At 68.8% G+C, this 21591-nt stretch carries 15 protein-coding genes and 2 rRNA genes (1 of these 17 only partly in view); 7 read left to right on the forward strand and 10 right to left on the reverse strand.

From position 1 onward, the window contains the following. Positions 1-22: 22 nt before the first annotated feature. Entirely contained in the window at positions 23-2836 is a 2814-nt protein-coding gene (gene secA / locus AB5J53_RS20005; protein ID WP_369247025.1) for a preprotein translocase subunit SecA, read from the reverse strand. A 244-nt stretch (positions 2837-3080) separates the two neighbouring features. Here secA and AB5J53_RS20010 point away from each other — a divergent pair, with 244 nt between their 5' ends. Both AB5J53_RS20010 and AB5J53_RS20015 read left to right on the forward strand, forming a co-directional pair. After that, a complete protein-coding gene (locus tag AB5J53_RS20010; protein ID WP_369247026.1) occupies positions 3081-3665 on the forward strand; it encodes a GNAT family N-acetyltransferase in 585 nt (194 codons plus the stop codon). A 280-nt stretch (positions 3666-3945) separates the two neighbouring features. After that, positions 3946-5136: a winged helix-turn-helix domain-containing protein gene (locus tag AB5J53_RS20015; RefSeq protein WP_369247027.1), complete on the forward strand. Its 1191-nt coding sequence runs from the start codon at positions 3946-3948 to the stop codon at positions 5134-5136. A 66-nt stretch (positions 5137-5202) separates the two neighbouring features. On the opposite strand, the gene AB5J53_RS20020 is transcribed toward AB5J53_RS20015, so the two are convergent. The 7 genes from AB5J53_RS20020 to mtnA all read right to left on the reverse strand — a co-directional run bounded on the left by AB5J53_RS20020 (position 5203) and on the right by mtnA (position 14113). Continuing rightward, positions 5203-5949, reverse strand: a complete 747-nt coding sequence (locus tag AB5J53_RS20020) for a response regulator (protein ID WP_369235919.1) — start codon at positions 5947-5949, stop codon at positions 5203-5205. 206 nt (positions 5950-6155) lie between these two features. After that, positions 6156-6881, reverse strand: a complete 726-nt coding sequence (gene raiA, locus AB5J53_RS20025) for a ribosome-associated translation inhibitor RaiA (RefSeq protein ID WP_369247028.1) — start codon at positions 6879-6881, stop codon at positions 6156-6158. Positions 6882-7162: 281 nt separating this feature from the next. Further along, a complete protein-coding gene (locus AB5J53_RS20030; RefSeq protein WP_369247029.1) occupies positions 7163-8101 on the reverse strand; it encodes a ComF family protein in 939 nt (312 codons plus the stop codon). Positions 8102-8346: 245 nt separating this feature from the next. Beyond that, complete coding sequence (locus tag AB5J53_RS20035; RefSeq protein ID WP_369247030.1) at positions 8347-10191, reverse strand: LpqB family beta-propeller domain-containing protein; 1845 nt, start codon at positions 10189-10191, stop codon at positions 8347-8349. Further along, entirely contained in the window at positions 10181-12268 is a 2088-nt protein-coding gene (gene mtrB, locus AB5J53_RS20040) for an MtrAB system histidine kinase MtrB (protein ID WP_369247031.1), read from the reverse strand. Before mtrB ends, AB5J53_RS20035 begins: the two co-directional genes overlap by 11 nt. Position 12269: 1 nt before the next feature. Then, on the reverse strand, positions 12270-12959 hold the full coding sequence (gene mtrA, locus AB5J53_RS20045; protein WP_015659998.1) for a two-component system response regulator MtrA: 690 nt from the start codon (positions 12957-12959) through the stop codon (positions 12270-12272). An 8-nt stretch (positions 12960-12967) separates the two neighbouring features. Further along, positions 12968-14113, reverse strand: coding sequence for an S-methyl-5-thioribose-1-phosphate isomerase (mtnA, locus tag AB5J53_RS20050; RefSeq protein WP_369247032.1), 1146 nt, complete (start codon positions 14111-14113; stop codon positions 12968-12970). A gap of 141 nt (positions 14114-14254) precedes the next feature. On the opposite strand from mtnA, the gene AB5J53_RS20055 reads away from it, so the two are divergent. From AB5J53_RS20055 to AB5J53_RS20075, 5 genes are read left to right on the forward strand one after another with little or no spacing between them, the layout of a single operon-like run. After that, the gene (locus AB5J53_RS20055) at positions 14255-15619 is read left to right on the forward strand and encodes a glycerophosphoryl diester phosphodiesterase membrane domain-containing protein (protein ID WP_369247033.1); all 1365 of its coding nucleotides are present in this window, start codon (positions 14255-14257) and stop codon (positions 15617-15619) included. 4 nt (positions 15620-15623) lie between these two features. Beyond that, positions 15624-16370 (forward strand): DUF4129 domain-containing protein, encoded by a 747-nt coding sequence (locus AB5J53_RS20060; protein ID WP_369247034.1) that lies wholly within the window; start codon positions 15624-15626, stop codon positions 16368-16370. Beyond that, positions 16367-17557, forward strand: coding sequence for a DUF4350 domain-containing protein (locus AB5J53_RS20065; protein WP_369247035.1), 1191 nt, complete (start codon positions 16367-16369; stop codon positions 17555-17557). Before AB5J53_RS20060 ends, AB5J53_RS20065 begins: the two co-directional genes overlap by 4 nt. Beyond that, entirely contained in the window at positions 17557-18546 is a 990-nt protein-coding gene (locus tag AB5J53_RS20070) for an AAA family ATPase (RefSeq protein WP_369247036.1), read from the forward strand. The genes AB5J53_RS20065 and AB5J53_RS20070 overlap by 1 nt, the downstream gene beginning before the upstream one ends. Further along, positions 18546-19856, forward strand: coding sequence for a DUF58 domain-containing protein (locus AB5J53_RS20075; protein ID WP_369247037.1), 1311 nt, complete (start codon positions 18546-18548; stop codon positions 19854-19856). The genes AB5J53_RS20070 and AB5J53_RS20075 overlap by 1 nt, the downstream gene beginning before the upstream one ends. 117 nt (positions 19857-19973) lie before the next feature. Here AB5J53_RS20075 and rrf read toward each other — a convergent pair. After that, positions 19974-20090 (reverse strand): 5S ribosomal RNA (gene rrf, locus AB5J53_RS20080). A gap of 92 nt (positions 20091-20182) precedes the next feature. Next, positions 20183-21591 (reverse strand): 23S ribosomal RNA (locus AB5J53_RS20085); it runs 1714 nt beyond the window's last position.

Genomic DNA, 21591 nt, shown 5'->3' on the forward strand with positions numbered 1-21591 from the left:
ACCGCCCGCCGCGCAGCGACCGTCACTTCTTGCGCCGACGCGTGCCCTTCTGCTGCTTGCGGCGCTCCGCGCGCGTGAGGCCGTCCGCCTCGGAGCGCACGGGCTCGTCGCCGTTGTCATCGACGAAGTCGCCCTCGACGATGCCACCCTCGCCGTCCACCTTCGGCGCGGAGAAGTGCAGCCGGTCGGGGCGCCGCGGGGCGTCGAGGCCCTTGGCACGGATCTCCGGACGCGCACCCGCGGGGACGACGTCCTCCTTGTCGAGGGAAGGCACGGAGGCCTCGACCGGAACCTCCTCGACCTGCTGCTCGACCTGGACCTCCAGGTTGAACAGGTAGCCGACGGACTCCTCCTTGATGCCGTCCATCATGGCGGAGAACATGTCGAAGCCCTCACGCTGGTACTCGACCAGCGGGTCCTTCTGCGCCATGGCGCGCAGGCCGATGCCCTCCTGGAGGTAGTCCATCTCGTAGAGGTGCTCACGCCACTTGCGGTCCAGGACCGACAGCACGACCCGGCGCTCCAGCTCACGCATGATCTCGGAGCCGAGCTGCGCCTCGCGGGCCTCGTACTGCTCGTGGATGTCGTCCTTGATGGACTCGGAGATGAACTCGGCGGTCAGACCGGCACGGTCACCGGCCGCCTCCTCCAGCTCGTCGACGGTGACCTTCACCGGGTAGAGCTGCTTGAAGGCGCCCCACAGCCGGTCCAGGTCCCACTCCTCGGCGAAGCCTTCGGCGGTCTCGGCCCCGATGTACGCATCGATCGTGTCGTCCATGAAGTGGTGGATCTGCTCCTGCAGGTCCTCACCCTCCAGGACGCGGCGGCGCTCGCCGTAGATGACCTCGCGCTGCCGGTTGAGGACCTCGTCGTACTTCAGGACGTTCTTGCGCGTCTCGAAGTTCTGCTGCTCGACCTGCGACTGCGCGGACGCGATCGCGCGCGTGACCATCTTGTTCTCGATCGGCACATCGTCGGGAACGTTCGCCATCGACATGACGCGCTCGACCATCTGCGCCTTGAACAGTCGCATCAGGTCGTCACCCAGCGACAGATAGAAGCGGGACTCGCCCGGGTCGCCCTGCCGGCCGGAACGACCACGCAGCTGGTTGTCGATTCGACGCGACTCGTGCCGCTCGGTGCCGAGGACGTAGAGCCCGCCGAGCTCCTTGACCTCCTCGAACTCCGCCTTCACCGCCTTTTCGGCCCTCTCCAGGGCGGCGGGCAGCGCGGCGGCCCACTCCTCGATGTGCTCCTCGGGGTCGAGGCCGCGCTGGCGCAGCTCCGCCTCGGCGAGGTCGTCGGGGTTGCCGCCGAGCTTGATGTCCGTACCACGACCGGCCATGTTCGTGGCCACGGTCACAGCGCCCTTGCGGCCGGCCTGGGCGACGATCGTCGCCTCCCGGTCGTGCTGCTTGGCGTTCAGCACTTCGTGCTGAATCCCGCGCTTGGAGAGCTGCTGCGAGAGGTACTCGGACTTCTCGACCGACGTCGTACCGACGAGGATCGGCTGGCCCTTCTCGTGCTTCTCGGCGATGTCGTCGACCACCGCGTCGAACTTGGCCACCTCGGTGCGGTAGATCAGGTCCGACTGGTCCTTGCGGACCATCGGCATGTTGGTCGGGATCGGGACGACACCGAGCTTGTAGATCTGGTGGAACTCGGCGGCCTCGGTCATGGCCGTACCGGTCATGCCGGAGAGCTTGCCGTAGAGGCGGAAGAAGTTCTGCAGGGTGATCGTGGCGAGGGTCTGGTTCTCGTCCTTGATGTCCACCCCTTCCTTCGCCTCGATCGCCTGGTGCATGCCCTCGTTGTAGCGGCGGCCGGCGAGGATACGGCCGGTGTGCTCGTCGACGATCATGACTTCGCCGTCGATGACGACGTAGTCCTTGTCCTTCTTGAAGAGTTCCTTGGCCTTGATGGCGTTGTTCAGGTACCCGACGAGCGGCGTGTTCACCGACTCGTAGAGGTTGTCGATGCCCAGCCAGTCCTCGACCTTGGAGACGCCGGGCTCGTGGATGGCGACGGTGCGCTTCTTCTCGTCGACCTCGTAGTCCCCGGTCTCCTCGATGCCCTTGAGCTGGTTGCCGGCCTCGCCCTTCTTCAAGCGGGTGACCAGCTTGGCGAAGTCGCCGTACCACTTGGTGGCCTGGTCGGCCGGGCCGGAGATGATCAGCGGCGTACGGGCCTCGTCGACGAGGATGGAGTCGACCTCGTCGACGATCGCGTAGTTGTGGCCGCGCTGCACCAGTTCGTCCTGCGACCACGCCATGTTGTCGCGCAGGTAGTCGAAGCCGAACTCGTTGTTCGTGCCGTACGTGATGTCGCACGCGTACTGCTCGCGGCGCTGGGCCGGCGTCATGTTGGCGAGGATGCAGCCGACGGTCAGCCCGAGGAACTTGTGGACGCGGCCCATCATTTCGGAGTCGCGCTCGGCCAGATAGTCGTTGACCGTGATGAGGTGAACGCCGTCTCCGGAGAGGGCGTTCAGATAAGCGGGCAGGGTGCCGACGAGCGTCTTGCCCTCACCGGTCTTCATCTCGGCGACATAGCCGAGGTGGAGGGCGGCGCCGCCCATCATCTGTACGTCGTAGTGACGCTGGCCCAGCACGCGCTTGGCCGCCTCACGGACGGTCGCGAACGCCTCGGGCAGCAGGTCGTCGAGGCTTTCGCCGTCGGCGTACCGCTGCTTGTACTCATCGGTGAGGGCCCGCAGCTCGGCGTCGGAGAGGTCGACGAAGTCCTCTTCGATGGAGTTGACCTGGTCCGCGATGCGGTGCAGCTTGCGCAGGATCTTGCCTTCGCCTGCACGCATGATCTTCGAGAGGACGGACACGGGGGTATGTCTCCTTGCCGGTCGGGCCTGGGACGGTCGGTTTCAATGACAGTTACAAATCACAGCTTGAGCAACGGCCATCGTAAGCGAGGACCACACCGCGCCGGGAGGTCTGCCAGTGACAGCCACTAGGACAACGGACAGGGGTTGCTGAAGGTGCCGCGTTCTCGCTGCGAAAAGTGACGACCCACTCACTCACAGCAAAGGAATGGCGTCCTTCCGGTTGCCCGAGCAGAATCGGCCGATGGACCCCGTCACCCTGACCACCGACCGTCTCGTCCTGCGCACCGTGGGCCCGCACGATACGGACACCGTGTACGACGCCGTCCAGGACCCCGACATCCAGCGCTGGACCACGATCCCGTCGCCCTATCTGCGCGAGCACGCGGTGAGCTTCACGGACCAGATGGTGCCCGACGGCTGGTCGGACGGCTCCATGTTCACCTTCGGCGTCTTCCTCCCCTCCGGGGAGTTGGTGGGCATGCTCGCCATCACCATGCGCTCCCTTGGCGTCGGCGAGATCGGCTTCTGGACGGCGAAGGAACACCGCGGCAACGGCTACATCACCGAAGCCGCCACCGCCGCCTCCCGCTGGGCCTTCACGGATCTGTCCATCGACCGCGTCGAATGGCGCGCCGAGGTCGGCAACACCGGCTCCCGAGCAGTGGCCGAACGAGCCGGCTTCACCGTAGAGGGCACCCTCCGCTCCGCCATCAACAACAAGGGAGTACGCCGAGACTGCTGGGTGGGCTCCTTGCTCCCCTCGGACCTGGGCATCCCGTCGACGGCCCCGTACCTCCCGGCACCCGCCGGCCCGTCCGGCACCTGAACCCGAGCATTCCCGGTCGGCGCTTGATCTTTTAGCCCGTCCGGCGTTCGAGGACGAGGCCGTCAAGGCCGAAGCGGGGGTCCGGGGGCGGCAGCCCCCAGGGACGATGGGCCCCTGCTCGAGCGAAGCCGAGGGCTCGGGGGAGAGTAGGGGCGGAAGGGGCGAAAAACCCCTGGGCGACACCCGCGCCGGCCACACACGAACCGGCCGGCCACCCCTGGTCTGGCCCCCAAACCCCAGGCCGGCCCCCGTTGTCAGTGGCACCGCCTACCGTGTGGGCATGACGAGTCTCCCGCGTCCCACCGCCGAACTCTCCACCGACGAAGCCCGCCGCATCGCTCTCCGGGCCCAGGGCTTCCTGGGCGCCCCGGACCGCAGGGCGGGCGTCCGCGGAGTCCTGCGACACCTGGGCGCGGTCCAACTCGACACCATCTCCGTCCTCGCCCGCTCCCACGAACTCATCCCGTACGCCCGCCTGGGCGCGGTGGGCCGCAAAACGGTCGACAACGCCTACTGGACGCCGGGCTCGCACGGCGCACCGCACGCCTTCGAGTACTGGTCCCACGCCGCCTGCATCCTCCCCGTCGAGGAGTGGCCCCACTTCGCCTTCCGCCGCCGCGCCTACAGAGCCCGCCCGCACTGGAACCACGCGTTGCCGGACGGCACCTACGACCAGGTCATCAAACAGCTCCGCGCCGAAGGCCCCCTCACAGCCACGGAGTTGGGCGGCGCGAAGAAGACCAGCGAGTGGTGGGACTGGTCGGGCACCAAGGTCGCCGTCGAGCGCGCCCTGATGTACGGCGAGGTGGTGTGCACGGAACGCCGCGGCTGGAAGCGGGTGTACGACCTCGCCGAGCGCGCCATCCCCGACCCGCTGCTCCACGACGAGCTGGACGACGCGGAGTGCCTGCGCCGCCTCGTCCGCCTCGCGGGCCAGTCCCTCGGTGTCGGCACGCGCGCGGACATCGCCGACTACCACCGCCTCAAGGGCGAGCAGGTCGACGCGGTGATCGCGGACTCGGGCCTGGTCCCGGTGACGGTGGAGGGCTGGGGAAAGTCGGCGTGGGCCGACCCGGCGGCCCTGGAGACGGCCCCGCGCGGCCGCCACCGTACGACCCTGCTGTCACCGTTCGACTCACTCATCTGGGAACGGGCCCGCACGGAGCGGATCTTCGGCTTCACCCACCGCCTGGAGGCGTACACGCCCAAGCCGAAGCGGATCTACGGCTACTTCGCGATGCCGGTCCTGGCCGGCGGCCACCTCGTCGGCCGCGTGGACCCCGCCCGCGAGGGCCGCACCCTGGTCGCCAAGCAGGTCACCCTGGACGGTGCCAGGGCCGTCCCGGCCGTGGCCCAGGCCCTGGTCGAGGCAGCGAGCTGGGTGGACTGCACGGACGTACGGGTGGAGCGGGTGGACGCGCCCGAACTGCGCGAGCCGCTCACCAGAGAGCTCTCCCGCGCCCTCGCGTAGCCACAGGCCGGGCCGGCCGAGCACCACAGGCGAGGTCGGCCACGTGGCTGGTGGTCGGCCACGTGGCTAGCGGATCTCGAGGATCTTCTCCCGCATCGCGTACACCACGGCCTCCATCCTGGAGTGCAGCTGCAGCTTCTCCAGGATGTTGCGCACATGGTTCTTCACCGTGTTCTCGGAGATGAACAACTCCTTGGCGATATCCCGGTTGTTCATCCCCGTGGCGACGAGCTTGAGGACCTCCAGCTCGCGATCGGTGAGCCGCGGTGCGGGCACCAGCCGGCGCTCGTCCGTCCGCTGGATCATCGACTTGAACTCGGTGAGGAGTTTCGACGCCATCGAGGGACTGATCTGCGACTGCCCGTCGGCCACCGCGCGAATGGCCGTGGCCACCTCGTCCGTGGAGATCTCCTTGAGGAGATAACCCGTCGCGCCCGCCTTGATCGCGTCGTAGAGGTCGGCCTCCTCGTCACTGATCGTCAGCATGATGATCTTCGCGCTGGGGGCCACCTCCTTGATGGAGGTGCACGCCTCGATGCCGCCCCGCTTCGGCATGCGTACGTCCATCAGCACGATGTCGGGCAGCAGATCGGCGGCCTTGTCGACCGCCTCCGCCCCGTCGCCCGCCTCGCCGACGACCTGGATGTCCTCCTCGGCCGCGAGCACGATCTCCAGACCGCGGCGGAAGAGGGCGTGGTCGTCCACGACAAGGACCCTGATGGGCTCTTTGCGTGGAGAGCCCGCGTCCGGGCCCATGCCGACGACGCCGTCGTCGGCATCCTCGTCACGCATCGGTCCGAAGCTGTCCGCCATCGTTCCTCCCCCTGAAGGCCGTGGCCTGTGTTTCTGTGCCATCGCCAACCCAAGGCAACGGCCCACCGGTTGGGGCCGGTGCGGCCATGATTTCATGCCCGGACGACAGTGCGGTGACAGAGCGGGTTGCGAAGTGGTCGCACACCGGTGCCCCTGGGGGCGCACGCGCACTCCAGGGGCACCGGTTCAGCTGTCACCGGGGAGGGTCAGCCGCCGAGCGCACCGCCCGGCGCATCCGCTGCGGCCTGGGCGACCATCGGGTCCGTGCTGAGGTGGATGACGCCGTAGTCGTACGCGTGCCGCCGGTAGACGACACTCGGTTCCTTCGTCTCGGAGTCGACGAACAGATAGAAGTCGTGCCCGACCAGCTCCATCTCGTAGAGCGCCTGGTCGAGCGTCATCGGTGCGGCCACGTGGGTCTTCTCGCGGACGACGAGGGGCCCTTCACCCATGACCTCGAGGGAGCCGATCTTCTTGGTCGGCACGCTGTCGGGTTCCTCGTCGTGGACGACGCTGCCGTTGCCGTTCAGCGTCGCGGCACCCGGGACGTGGTCGGCTACCTCGGCGGCCGAGATCCTGCCGTTGCCACGGCGGGTATAGCGCTTGTCGTGCTGCTTCCGCAGCCGGGCTTCGAGTTTGTCCGCGGCCAGGTCGAGTGCTGCATACGGATCGCTTGCCGCTGCCTCCGCCCGGATCACCGGACCGCGGGAGCGGAGCGTGATCTCCACTCGGTCGCAACGGTCGGCCTGTCGGGGGTTGGGCTCCTTGGACACCTCGACGTCGAGGCTGATCACCTTGCCATCGAGCTTCTGGATCTTCTCCAGCTTCAGCTTCTCGGCCACGTGCTTGCGGAACCGCTCGGGCACCTCGGTCTTGCGGCCCTTGACGACGATGTCCACGCAGAACTCCGTTCCCGGATAGCCCCGCTCCACTGGCGGAGCATCTCCCTTTTGCACCAGGCTCCGGTGTGTCCCGGAACCTCGGACTCGGTGACTTTCACCTCCTCCTCCCCCAAGGACAAGATCTACACCCCACCGACGCGGGTGATTGCAGAAAACCCGCAGGACAGCATTCGGATTCGCGAGGTACGGCCACGCCATTGCCTCACAACCGAACATATCTCGCCCGGACGGATGTCGTCACCCTCTACTGCGGCGTACCTCCGTTCAGGTGAATTGACCCTCTCATTACCTGCAACGATGCAAGTTCTCAGTCAGTTCCGGTTTATTTCGAAAGAGTCTGGTGCAGCTGCGACCACAGCCGCGCAGATCGTTTCGCGGCCAGTGTCGCCGACTTCACCCGTACCGACCATTCGCCGCGTCACTTCTGTCAGGTCCGCCCCCTCCGCCATTGCCTCCGCGGCCCGTACGGCCCGCGCCGCCTCCGTCAACGAGGCGCCCGTCGTCATCAGGTCGTCCACGAGCACGATCCGGCCACCGTCCGCCAGCAGCCGGGCACCCCCGGCGGCCACCTCCAGGGCACCCGCGAGATTGTCCAGCCGCTGCCGGGAGTTGAGCCCCGACTGGTCGGCCACGGCACGCCGCTGCACCAGCACGCTCAGCACCCGGGCCGGCAACCCCGTACGCCGCAGCTCACCCGCGGCCGCGAGCGCGATCCGCCGCGCCGGATCATGCCCTCGCGCCCGCACCGCCCGCCGCGACGACGGCACGGGAACCAGCAGCACGGGCCTTCGGACGACTCCGGCGGCAGCTTCCTGCCACGCCCGTCCGCTCCGCGACGACATCGGCTGCCCATCGCCGAACCCCGGCCGGCCGCCCTCATCCTGCAGTTGCCCCTTGCCGAGCCTCAGCCGCCCCTCCGGAGCGATCGGCCGCCCGCCCGGACCAGGACGTCGTACGTGCCCCAGCCCCGCCCGCACAGACCCCGCCAGAGCCACGCCGAGAGGCGCCGCGAGCGCCAGCGCGCCCCGTTCCTTGTGGGCGAGGAGCGCCGCCCGTACCTCGTCCTCGTAGGGAGCCGCCGCATACACCACCGGCAGCCCAACCGGCTCCGGCACCGGTCGCACCCGACTCGGTACGGCCCCACTCAGGGCGACACGGCACTCAGGGCAGAGCACCGTGCGAGGCCTCCCGCAGCCTCCGCACTCGGCCGGCAGCACCAGATCGGTGAGGTCCTGCCACCACCCCCGCATGCCCACCACTGTGCCAACGCACGGGCCGACCGGCCACCCCTGTGGATAACTACCTGTGGATAACTCTCACAGCCGTAGCGCACGGGCAGGCTCACCGGGAAAACGAGCAGACTTCCCCGGGAACAAGCGGGCTTACCCAGGGAAACGAGCACGCTTACCCGGGCAAGCGAACAGCTCCACGCAGAGAAAAAGCGCACGTCCACCCCGGAAAGACGCCCAGGCCCGCCCGGGACAGACGCACGGACCTATCCGGGATAGACCGGCGCGGTCCCGTCCTTGACCACCTTCTGCCACTGCTCTCCGGACGACAGCCGCACTATCCCGTCCTCATGCGAGTGCGCCACCAGCGGCAGCCGCTCGTCCTCGGACGCTGCGATCTCCTTCACGCCCGTCAGGGCCGAGGGCGCGGTGCCCACCGGAGTGGACCCGTCGACCTGGACGTACCGCATCTGCTGGACGCCGCCCCGTTCGCTTCCGACCACCACGAGCCGGCTGTCCCCGGCCCACGACATGGCCGTGACCTCCTCCAGCTGGGGTGCCACGGAGCGCGGATCGAAGATTGAGACGGCAGGCGGCTCACCGGACTTGGTCTCGCGCTCGATGCGCCCGATCTGCAGCGAGCTCTTGCCGTCCTTCTCGACGATCAGCGCGATCCGCACACCGTCGGCGGCCACCCGCACGGCCTCGATGCGCCCGTTGAGGTTCGGCGTCTGAACCACCAGCGGATCGCCCGCGCCCTTCTGCAGCAGAAGCAGCCGGGGGTTCTTCGGGTCGCGATCGGCCACCCACAGGTCGCCCTGCCCGTCCCAGCTGGGCGTCGTCAGCCGGTCGGCCGCCGTCCTGCCCTGGCTGTGCAGCACCGCTTCGCCGAGCGAACCGCCCGACACCAGCGACCCCACGTACAGCGAACTGCCGTCGGTGGACACCCCGGCCGCGCTGCTCTCGTCCCGCGACACCGCGGCCGCCCGCAGCTTCTTGTCGCCCTCGCCCAGCGCACCGGGCACCGGCTCGGGCTTCTTGTCGCTTCCGCTGCTGGGCATCCGCACGAGCCGCTGCTTGCTGTCGATGAAGTACTGGTAGTCGGCATGACGCCCGGTCCCGTTCGAGGCGATGCCCTCGGCCTGGTCCTCGGTGAGCACGCACAGCTGCGAACCGTCCGACTTCTGCAACTCCACCTCGTCCACCCCGGTGGGCGTCAGATCCTTGAACGTGAAGAGGAGTTGGGCCGCCATCTTGGAGCACTGCCCCTGTCCGACGTGGTCGGCCTTCTGGTTCAGCGGCACAGTGACCCTGTTGCGGTCGTCGGGCGACAGCGACTTGACGCCCTTCTTCAGCTCCGTACCCGAAGGGAAGCTCGACCCGACCGCCCGGTCCAGCCAGCGCGTGGGGCCCTTGAGGAGCACGCGGACCATCTGTGTCATCGGGTCCACCTGTTTGCGCACGTAGACCGGATCGGCGACGGTCTCCAGCTGTCCGCCCGTCCCGGAGGACACGTTCGAAGCGAAGTAGTACTTGTTGACCGACTTGTAGTTGCGCTGGAAGTCGGACCTGCCCATCACGACACCCTGGGGCAGCCCATCGATGCGCCACTCCTTGGTGTTCTTCTGCCGCGTGAGATGCACCGTCCTGCTGTACGAGCCGGAGCCCGGCGCGTACGCGTGCTGAGTGTCGACCATGGCGACCTTGCTGCCGCTCAACCGGTACAGGAAGTCGTCGGTGCCCGCCCTGGTCCCCGAGGACACCGACTCGGCGTTCGGTCCCTCCGCGAGCACAGTCGTGGACCGGTTCGGATCCCACGTCTTCGAGGCGCTCGCCGTCAGATACTGGCGCGCCGTGTGGTAGTCGGGGTCATCGCTGGTCAGCGCTTCCAGGAAACCCTGCACGATCTCCGCGGGCGTGGCGTTCTCACGCGGTGGCTTCGCGAACACCCGGACCTGCGCGTCCTGCCTCGGCGTCGACTCGACCCCGCTCAGCCCCCCGCTGTCGGGCATCGAGGCACACCCCACCAGCAGGAGCGCACCGCAGCCGACGTACACCCCCACACGCACCGGACGCCCACGGCCGCCGCGCCTCTCGCGGTCAGCGCCCACGAAATGCCTCCCCTTGTCCGAGCTCCTCCGGCTTGCCGCCGTCAGGCCCGCGTTCCTCCACCGTCAGCTCCCCGCCCGCGGCAGGTGTGTCGTCCGGCCGTCGCGCTGCCCCGGTGGGCCGCGGCACCACACGCGCGCCGTTGCCCGGCAGCGCCGTCGGGTCGGCCGTGGGCGACACCCCGGCCATTCGCGGCACGATGGGTGCCCGCGGCGGCATAGGAGGCACATTCCGGCCTGGCTGCTGCACCGGCACCGTGGCGAGCTTGCCGCTGCCGCCGAGCGGCAGACCGGCGTCATTAAGTCCACGATTTCGCCGGGAGTCCTTGGGCTCCAGCGGTATCGGCGACCCCCGCAGCGGTTCGTCCGCCGTCCGCGGCAACGTCAGCCGGAACTGCGAACCGCCGCCCGGCTCACCCCACGCCTGCAGCCAGCCGCCGTGCAGCCGCGCGTCCTCCAGCGCGATGGACAGCCCGAGCCCCGTGCCACCGGTGGTACGCGCGCGTGCCGGATCGGCCCGCCAGAAGCGGCTGAACACCCGGGTCGCCTCGCCGGGCTTGAGCCCCACGCCGTAGTCGCGCACCGCGACCGCGACCGCGCCGCCCGCCGCGGCGAGCTTGACCACCACGTCCTTGCCCTCGCCGTGCTCCACGGCGTTGACGACGAGATTGCGCAGCACCCGCTCCACGCGCCGGGCATCCGCCTCGGCGACCACCGGCTGCTGGTCGCCGACGACACGTATGTGCGTGCCCTTGCGCTCGGCGAGCGGCTCGGCCCCGCTGACGACCTTCCGCACGACCTCGCGCAGGTCTATCGGCTCGGCCTCCAGGGCCGCCGCGCCCGCGTCGAACCGGCTGATCTCCAGCAGGTCCGCGAGCAACGACTCGAACCGGTCCAGCTGGTCGGCGAGCAGCTCGGCCGACCGCGCGGTCACCGGATCGAAGTCCACGCGCGCGTCATGGATGACGTCCGCCGCCATCCGGACGGTCGTCAGCGGCGTACGCAGCTCGTGCGACACGTCGGACACGAACCGTCGCTGCATCCGCGACAGGTCCTCCAGCTGCTGGATCTTCAGCTGCAGGTTCTGCGCCATCTTGTTGAAGGCCTCGCCGAGCCGCGCGATGTCGTCCTCGCCGGTGACCTTCATACGTTCCTGGAGGCGCCCGGCGGACAGCCGTTCGGCGATGCCGGCCGCCATCCGCACCGGCGTGACGACCTGGCGCACCACGAGCCACGCGATGGCCCCGAGCAGCACCACGACGAACAGTCCGGCGGTGGCCAGCGTCCCCTTGACCAGGCTCAGCGACTTCTCCTCCTGCGTCAGCGGGAAGAGGTAGTAGAGCTGATACGGGTCTCCGTTCGGGTCGTTTACCTGCTTGCCGATGATCAGCGCCGGCTGGGTCTCCCGATCGTCGGTGTAGATGATGCGCGTGTAGCTCTGGGCCACGCCGGTGCCGGCGTCGACGCGCTTGCGCAGGTCCTCCGGCACGCTGAGGGTCGGCTCGACGAACCCTGAGGCGCGCTGTCCGAGCCCCCTGTTCTCGTTGTCCGCGGCCGTGGTGCTGAGGGTCACGACGTCGAAGGCGCCCTGGCCACCGCTGGAGAGCGACTCCACGAGGTCGCTCATCCATCCGCTGACGTTTTGCACGGGGTTGCCGTCGGAGCCCGCGTTGTCGTCGGCGCCGCTCGCGCTCGCCGCGCTGTCGGCCTTCTGTCCGGCGACCGCGAACCCGCCCACGGCCTGGCTCTGCGACGCCTTCACCTTGGCGTCCAGCAGCCCGTTGCGCACCTGCCCGATCACCACGAAGCCGAGCAGCAGCACGACTCCGAGCGACATCAGCAGTGTCGTGACGACGATCTTGAGCTGGATGTTGCGCCGCCACAGCCGCATCACGGGCAGCAGCGGACGACGCACCCAGCGCATGAACAGCCGAAGGACCGGGCTGCCCTGGACTCCGCCCTGCAGCAGCCCGCCCTCCATGAACCGTCCCCAGCGGGAGCCCGTCATCTTCCGGCCGACAGGCCGCCCCGAACGGACCCCCGGCTCACCGGGCGCCGAAGCGGCACTGTCCCGGGACATGTCAGCTCGGTCCGGCCTTGTAACCGACACCACGGACGGTCACCACGATCTCCGGCCGCTCAGGGTCCTTCTCGACCTTCGAGCGCAGCCGCTGGACATGGACGTTGACCAGGCGGGTGTCCGCCGCGTGGCGGTAGCCCCACACCTGCTCCAGCAGAACCTCACGCGTGAACACCTGCCACGGCTTGCGGGCCAGCGCCACCAGCAGGTCGAACTCCAGCGGCGTCAGCGCGATCGACTGCCCGTCCCGCTTCACAGAGTGACCGGCCACGTCGATGACGAGATCGCCGATGGCCAGCTGCTCGGGCGCCGGCTCCTCCGAACGGCGCAGCCGCGCCCTGATCCGCGCCACCAGCTCCTTTGGCTTGAACGGCTTCACGATGTAGTCGTCGGCACCCGACTCGAGGCCCACCACGACATCGACGGTGTCGCTCTTCGCCGTGAGCATCACGATCGGCACCCCGGACTCCGCCCTGATCAGGCGGCACACCTCGATGCCGTCCCGGCCGGGAAGCATCAGGTCCAGGAGCACCAGATCAGGCTTGGTCTCACGGAAAGCGGCCAGCGCCTTGTCGCCGTCGGCTACGAAAGACGGCTCAAAACCTTCACCACGCAACACAATGCCGAGCATCTCGGCCAGTGCGGTGTCGTCATCGACGACAAGGACTCGTCCCTTCATAAACGACATCATCCCATTAACTAAATCGTTACCTGGCGTGACCTGTCACACAGCTCGGCGAGCGCCTCAGCCGTCACGGGCGAAACGGCGCCCACTTCGGTGACGATCGCCGTCACCAACTCGGGTGGCGTCACGTCGAACGCCGGGTTGTACGCCTGGGTCCCCAGAGGTGCCACCGGTATCCCGCCTCCCGCTTCCGCTCCCGCCACCGGCACCTGGGGTGCTGTGAGCTCGGTCACTTCATGACCTGCACGCTGCTCGACCTCGATGGACGCTCCGTCCGGGGTGTCCGGATCCACCGTCGTTACCGGCGCCACCACGATGAACGGCACGTGGTGATACCTGGCCAGCACCGCGAGCGGATAGCTCCCCACCTTGTTCGCCACCGAACCGTCGGCCGCGATCCGATCGGCCCCGATCAGCACCGCGTCCACCTCCCCCGCCGCGAACAGCGAGCCCGCCGCGTTGTCCGTGAGCAAGGTGTACGCCATTCCGTTGCGCGCCGCTTCGTACGCCGTCAGGCGAGCACCTTGCAGCAACGGCCGTGTTTCGTCCACCCAAAGCCTTCGCAGCTGCCCCGCTCGGTGCGCCGCGAGAGCGACGGCGAATGCCGTGCCCTCCCCACCGGACACCAGTGACCCGGTGTTGCAGTGGGTCAGGATCCGGAGCCCGCCGCCCGGCAGCAGCTCGTTGAGCAGCGCCAGGCCGTCCACGGCCATCCGAGCGCTGGCCTCGGCGTCCTCCCGGTGCAACGCCCGCGCCGCGTCGAGCGCCGCCCCGGCGGCCTGCTCCTGACCACCACCGCCGGAGAGCGCGGCACGGTACGCCGCCTGCGCCCTGCGCACGCCCACAGCGAGGTTCACCGCGGTGGGCCGGGCACCGGCCAGCGCCCGGGCGGCGTCGTCCACATCGAAGCCGCGTACGGCGGCGAGCGCGACGCCGTACGCCCCCGCGATGCCGAGCAGTGGCGCCCCGCGCACGGCGAGCGTGCGGATCGCCTCCACCAGCGCGGGAGCGTCGGTGCACACCAGCTCGACTTCCTCGGCCGGCAGTCTCGTCTGGTCGAGAAGGACCAGTACGGGGCCTTCGGGTGGCTCGTCCCAGCGGATCACCGGTATCTCTGTCGACCCGCTGTCCTGGCGGGATTGCGCGTACTGATCAGCCATCCGCCCAGTCTGCCCCGTACCCGGCGGACAATTGAAGGTGCGCAGCCCATACGGCGCCCGGTCCCTTGCCGGGCACACCGTGGCACGATGGCTGCCAACCTGCCGCCGCGACCCGCGGACGGGCACCGTGAAGGAGCGACGATGAAAGACACTCCGGGCTGGGCCTCGCCCGGATCTGCCCCCTCCGACGGGCAGGAGCCGGACTCCTCCGGCGCCGCGCAGCCCACGGAGCAGCCCTCGGACCAGGGCGGCACGGACCAACCGGAGCCGCCCTCGAAGTGGTCCAAGGAGCAGCCCCCGCCCGGCCAGTGGTCCGCTCCCAGCCCGCAAGCCCCCGGCCAGACCCCGCCACCACCTCCGCCCGGCCCGGGCTGGGGCGGCCAACGCCCCGGAGTCCCCTCCGGTGGCGGAGGCCAGGGAGGCGGACACGGCGGCTGGGGAGGTCCCGGTCGTGGATACGGCGGCCCCGGAGGTCCCGCCGGCTGGGGAGGCAACTGGGGCGGACCGCCGCCCGCCGCCAAGCCCGGCGTGATCCCGCTTCGCCCGCTGGGCGTCGGCGAGATCCTCGACGGCGCAGTCTCCACGATGCGCACCTACTGGCGCACCGTCCTCGGTATCTCGCTGACCGTCGCGGTCGTCACGGAGATCGCGGTCATCCTGCTCCAAGGCTTCGTCCTGAACGACAGCGCCAGCACGGACGCCCTCAACGACCCGAGCGCCACCGTCGGCGAGCTGAGCCGCGCCCTGGGCGACACGATGCTGAGCTCCGGCGTCGTCCTGCTCATCACCCTGCTCGGCACCATCGTCGCCACAGCCCTGCTCACCTCGGTGACCAGCCGTGCGGTGCTCGGCAAGTCGGTGACCACGGCCGAGGCCTGGCGGGATGCCCGTCCTCAGCTGCCGAAGCTCTTCGGCCTGACCTTCCTGCTGCCGCTCATCGCCGTCGGGGTCATCGCCATCGGCACTCTGCCGGGCGTACTCGCCGCGCTGGCCGGTGCGGGCGACGCGGGCGTCACGCTCGCCGTCCTCGGCGGACTCGCCGCGGGCGTCGTCGCCCTCTGGCTGATGATCCGCTTCTCCCTCGCTTCTCCCGCCCTGATGCTGGAGAAGCAGAGCATCTGGAAGTCGATGAGCCGCTCCGCGAAGCTCGTGCGCGGCTCCTGGTGGCGGGTCTTCGGCATCCAGTTGCTCGCCACGATCATCGCCAACATCGTGGCGTCGATCGTCGTGATCCCCTTCGCCTTCCTCGCCGCGGCCCTGAGCGGCGACGGCGTCACCGGCTTCCTCAACAGCGGCAGCGGCAACCTCGGCTGGACGTTCCTGATCGTCAGCGGCGTCGGCTCGGTGATCGGATCCATGCTCACCTTCCCGATCACCGCGGGCGTCACCGTGCTCCTGTACATCGACCAGCGCATCCGCCGCGAGGCGCTCGACCTCGACCTGGCCCGCGCCGCCGGCGTCCAGGACTACGGCCCCGACGCCCCCGGCACCACTCCGGGGAGCTGATGCGGTGAGCCCGGCGGGGGGAGTTCTCACGGCGGTACTGGCACTGCCGCACACCGGCGCCACGGCCGCCCTCGCGCTGCCGCGCGGCGACGAACCACCGGTGACGATCCCGCGCGACCCCGCGCGGGAGGCGGCCAAGCGCGAGCTGTCCAAGCGGATGTACCACGAGAACGACCCCGGCCTGGTCCAGCGCGCGCTGAACGCCTTCTGGGACTGGGTCGACAAGCTGTTCAGCGCCGCCTCCGCCGCAACGCCCGGCGGAGCGCTCGGTCTTGTCGTCATCGTGCTGGCCGTGGTGGCGGTCGTCGCCGCCCTGTGGTGGCGCCTGGGCACCCCCCACCGCAGTCCCACGTCGTCCGCCGCGCTCTTCGACGACCGCCCCAAGAGTGCCGCCGAACACCGCGCGGCCGCCGAGGCCCACTCCGCCCAGGGCCACTGGAACCAGGCCGTCCAGGAACGCATGCGCGCCATCGTCCGCTCCCTGGAGGAGCGCGCCCTGCTCGATCCGCGCCCCGGCCGCACGGCGGACGAGGCAGCCGCCGAAGCGAGCCGCACCCTGCCCTCCCACACAGACCGACTGCGCGCCGCGGCCCGGGACTTCGACGACGTCACGTACGGCGGGCGGGCCGCCGACTCGCGCACGTACCAACGCCTGACCGAACTCGACCGCGATTTGGAGCGCACCAAACCCGTACTCGCCAACAGCGCCCAGAGCACGGCCCACAACACCCGCCAGGGGGCCGCCTCATGACCGAGGCCACCCTCACGTCCACCTCTGTCTCGCCCACCGCCCGCCAGGTGTGGTCCCGCGCCCGCGGGGTCGTCATCGCGCTCGTGATCCTGCTGGCCGCCGCTGTCGCGATCGCCGCGGTCCGCTCGGACGCCCAGCACGGCCGCCTCGACCCGCGCTCCGCCGACCCCTACGGCAGCCGCGCCGTCGCCGAACTCCTCGCCGAACGGGGCGTCTCCACGCGCGTGGTCACCACACTGGACGACGCCCGTGCCGCGGCCGGCTCCGACACCACTCTCCTGATCGCCGCTCCCGACTTGCTGACCAAACGTCAGCAGACGCTCCTCCACACGGCGACCGAGAACTCCGACGGCCGTACGATCCTGATCTCCCCCGGGTCGCCCTCCCTCGGCACCCTCGCCCCAAGGGTCACAGCGGACCCCGCGGTCAGCTTCGACTCGACGCTCTCCCCCGACTGCAGCCTGCCCGCCGCCCGGCGAGCCGGCAGCGCGGACACGGGCGGCGTCCGCTACACCACCACCGATCCAGGCGCCGACACGTGCTACCCCAGCGACGGCCTGCCCACGCTCCTTCGCATCCCGGCACCCTCCGGGAGCGGCGACACCGTCGTACTCGGCGCCCCCGACATCCTCTACAACGACCGCGTCGACGAGCAGGGCAACGCCTCGCTCGCCCTTCAACTGCTCGGCTCCCGCTCCCACTTGGTCTGGTACCTCCCCTCGCTCTCCGACACCTCGGCCACCGACGCGGGCGACCAGAGCTTCTTCGACCTGCTCCCCTCGGGCTGGCTCTGGGGCACGCTGCAGCTCTTCATTGCGGCAGCCCTGGCCGCGCTGTGGCGGGCACGCCGACTCGGCCCCCTCGTACCAGAACGCCTCCCCGTCGCGATCCGCGCCTCCGAAACCGTCGAAGGCCGCGCCCGCCTCTACCGCAAAGCCAACGCCCGCGACCGCGCGGCAAGCGCTCTGCGCTCCACCACCCGCACCCGCCTCGCCCCCCTCATCGGCGTACCCCCCACCCAGGCGCACGCGCCCGAGGCCCTGCTCCCCGCCCTGTCCGCCCACCTCCAAGGCGACGGCCAGGCCCTGCACTCCCTCCTCTTCGGGCCGCCGCCCGGCGACGACGCGGCCCTCATCGCACTCGCCGACCAACTCGACGCCCTCGAAAGAGAGGTACGCCGTCCATGATGGACCCGACCACTGACAACGCCGGGTACGCCGGGGATCCGGGCACCGCCCGCTCCTCCCTGGAGGCCCTGCGCGCCGAGATCGCCAAAGCCGTGGTCGGCCAGGACCCCGCCGTGACCGGCCTCGTCGTCGCCCTCCTCTGCCGCGGACACGTTCTACTTGAAGGAGTCCCCGGAGTCGCCAAAACGTTGCTCGTCCGCGCCCTCGCATCCGCACTCGAACTCGACACCAAGCGTGTCCAGTTCACTCCCGACCTGATGCCGAGCGACGTCACCGGCTCCCTCGTCTACGACGCCCGCACCGCCGAGTTCTCCTTCCAGCCGGGGCCGGTCTTCACCAATCTCCTCCTCGCCGACGAGATCAACCGCACCCCGCCCAAAACCCAGTCGTCCCTCCTCGAAGCGATGGAGGAACGCCAGGTCACGGTCGACGGCACCCCGCGACTGCTCCCCGAGCCGTTCCTGGTCGCCGCGACCCAGAACCCTGTCGAGTACGAGGGCACCTACCCCCTCCCCGAAGCCCAACTGGACCGCTTCCTCCTCAAACTGACGATCCCTCTGCCGTCCCGTCAGGACGAGATCAGCGTCCTCACCCGCCACGCCGAGGGATTCAACCCGCGCGACCTGCGCGCCGCCGGCGTACGCCCCGTAGCGGGCCCCGCCGACCTCGAAGCCGCACGCGCCGCCGTCGCCAAGACAGCCATCTCCCCCGAAATCACTGGCTACGTAGTCGACATCTGCCGCGCCACCCGCGAATCGCCGTCCCTCACCCTCGGCGTGTCACCCCGTGGTGCGACAGCGCTCCTCGCCACGGCCCGCGCCTGGGCCTGGCTGACCGGCCGCGACTACGTCATCCCCGACGACGTAAAGGCCCTGGCCCTCCCCACACTCCGTCACCGCATCCAACTCCGCCCCGAGGCGGAGATGGAGGGAGTGACGGCCGATTCCGTCATCAACGCGATCCTCGCCCACGTCCCCGTTCCCCGCTGATGGCACTCACCGGACGTACCGCCCTCCTGGCGGCCCTCGGCGCACTCCCCGTCGGCATCTGGGAGCCGAGCTGGACGGGCATCCTCGCCGTGAACGCGCCCCTGGCCCTGGCCTGCGCCTGCGACGCCGCCCTGGCGGCTCCCGTACGGCGCCTCGGCCTGACCCGCTCCGGCGACACCTCGGTACGCCTCGGCGAAACCGCCGACGTCACCCTGACCGTCACCAACCTCTCCGGCCGGCCCCTACGCGCCCGCCTGCGCGACGCCTGGCCGCCGAGCAGCTGGGAACCAGGCACGGAGGTAGCCGCCTCCCGCCACCACCTGACGGTCCCCGCCGGCGAACGCCGTCGCCTCACCACCCGTCTGCGCCCCACCCGCCGCGGCGACCGCCAGGCGGACCGCGTCACCATCCGCTCCTACGGCCCGCTCGGCCTCTTCGCCCGGCAGGGCAGCCACAAAGTCCCCTGGACGGTACGAGTCCTGCCGCCCTTCACAAGCCGCAAGCACCTCCCCTCCAAACTGGCCCGGCTTCGCGAACTCGACGGCCGCACCAGCGTGCTCACACGCGGCGAGGGCACCGAATTCGACAGTCTTCGCGAGTACGTCCCCGGCGACGACACCCGCTCCATCGACTGGCGCGCCACGGCCCGACAGACCACGGTCGCCGTACGCACCTGGCGCCCCGAACGCGACCGCCACATCCTCGTGGTCCTCGACACGGGCCGTACCTCGGCGGGCCGAGTGGGCGACGCCCCCCGCCTCGACGCATCCATGGACGCGGCCCTGCTCCTCGCCGCCCTGGCCTCCCGGGCCGGCGACCGCGTGGACCTCCTCGCATACGATCGCCGGGTACGCGCCCTCGTCCAGGGCCGTGCCGCAGGCGACGTCCTCCCGTCCCTGGTCAACGCGATGGCCACCCTCGAACCGGAACTCGTCGAGACAGACGCCCGCGGCCTCACCGCCACAGCACTCCGTACGGGCCCACGCCGCTCCCTGATCGTGCTGCTGACCAGCCTCGACGCGGCCCCCATCGAGGAGGGGCTGCTTCCCGTGCTCCCCCTCCTCACTCAGCGCCATACGGTCCTGGTGGCATCGGTGGCCGATCCGCACATCGCCCGCATGGCGAAGGCTCGGGGAAACACCGATGCGGTGTACGAAGCGGCCGCCGCGGCCCAGGCCCAGACGGAACGCCATCGCACGGCCGAACAGCTTCAGCGCCACGGTGTGACGGTCGTCGACGCGACACCGGACGACCTGGCACCTGCTCTGGCGGACGCGTATCTGGCGCTCAAGGCGGCGGGGCGGCTGTAAGAGTAAGCAAAAAAGGGGCCTCTTGAAACAAGAGGCCCCTGGAAATGATCCCGAAAACGGTCCGGAACGCAGAAAACCCCCGTACCGTTTCCCGGTACGGGGGTTTCTCCACAATTAGTTCGGCGGCGTCCTACTCTCCCACAGGGTCCCCCCTGCAGTACCATCGGCGCTGTAAGGCTTAGCTTCCGGGTTCGGAATGTAACCGGGCGTTTCCCTCACGCTATGACCACCGAAACACTATGAAACTGTCAACCGCACCACACCCGGTGGCCCCGGGTATGGGGTTGTTCGTGGTTTCAGAACCAACACAGTGGACGCGAGCAACTGAGGACAAGCCCTCGGCCTATTAGTACCAGTCACCTCCAGCGGTTGCCCGCCTTCCAGATCTGGCCTATCAACCCAGTCGTCTACTGGGAGCCTTAACCCCTCAAGGGGGTGGGAGTCCTCATCTCGAAGCAGGCTTCCCGCTTAGATGCTTTCAGCGGTTATCCTTTCCGAACGTAGCCAACCAGCCATGCCCTTGGCAGGACAACTGGCACACCAGAGGTTCGTCCGTCCCGGTCCTCTCGTACTAGGGACAGCCCTTCTCAAGACTCCTACGCGCACAGCGGATAGGGACCGAACTGTCTCACGACGTTCTAAACCCAGCTCGCGTACCGCTTTAATGGGCGAACAGCCCAACCCTTGGGACCGACTCCAGCCCCAGGATGCGACGAGCCGACATCGAGGTGCCAAACCATCCCGTCGATATGGACTCTTGGGGAAGATCAGCCTGTTATCCCCGGGGTACCTTTTATCCGTTGAGCGACGGCGCTTCCACAAGCCACCGCCGGATCACTAGTCCCGACTTTCGTCCCTGCTCGACCCGTCGGTCTCACAGTCAAGCTCCCTTGTGCACTTACACTCAACACCTGATTGCCAACCAGGCTGAGGGAACCTTTGGGCGCCTCCGTTACTCTTTGGGAGGCAACCGCCCCAGTTAAACTACCCATCAGACACTGTCCCTGATCCGGATCACGGACCCAGGTTAGACATCCAGCACGACCAGACTGGTATTTCAACGACGACTCCACACTGGCTGGCGCCAATGCTTCACAGTCTCCCAGCTATCCTACACAAGCCGAACCGAACACCAATATCAAACTGTAGTAAAGGTCCCGGGGTCTTTCCGTCCTGCTGCGCGAAACGAGCATCTTTACTCGTAGTGCAATTTCACCGGGCCTATGGTTGAGACAGTCGAGAAGTCGTTACGCCATTCGTGCAGGTCGGAACTTACCCGACAAGGAATTTCGCTACCTTAGGATGGTTATAGTTACCACCGCCGTTTACTGGCGCTTAAGTTCTCAGCTTCGCCACCCCGAAGAGTGACTAACCGGTCCCCTTAACGTTCCAGCACCGGGCAGGCGTCAGTCCGTATACATCGCCTTACGGCTTCGCACGGACCTGTGTTTTTAGTAAACAGTCGCTTCTCGCTGGTCTCTGCGGCCACCCCCAGCTCAAGGAGCAAGTCCTCTCACCAGTGATGGCCCCCCTTCTCCCGAAGTTACGGGGGCATTTTGCCGAGTTCCTTAACCATAGTTCACCCGAACGCCTCGGTATTCTCTACCTGACCACCTGAGTCGGTTTAGGGTACGGGCCGCCATGAAACTCGCTAGAGGCTTTTCTCGACAGCATAGGATCATCCACTTCACCACAATCGGCTCGGCATCAGGTCTCAGCCTTGATGTGCGACGGA

The organism is Streptomyces sp. R41 (assembly GCF_041053055.1).
Classification (GTDB): domain Bacteria; phylum Actinomycetota; class Actinomycetes; order Streptomycetales; family Streptomycetaceae; genus Streptomyces.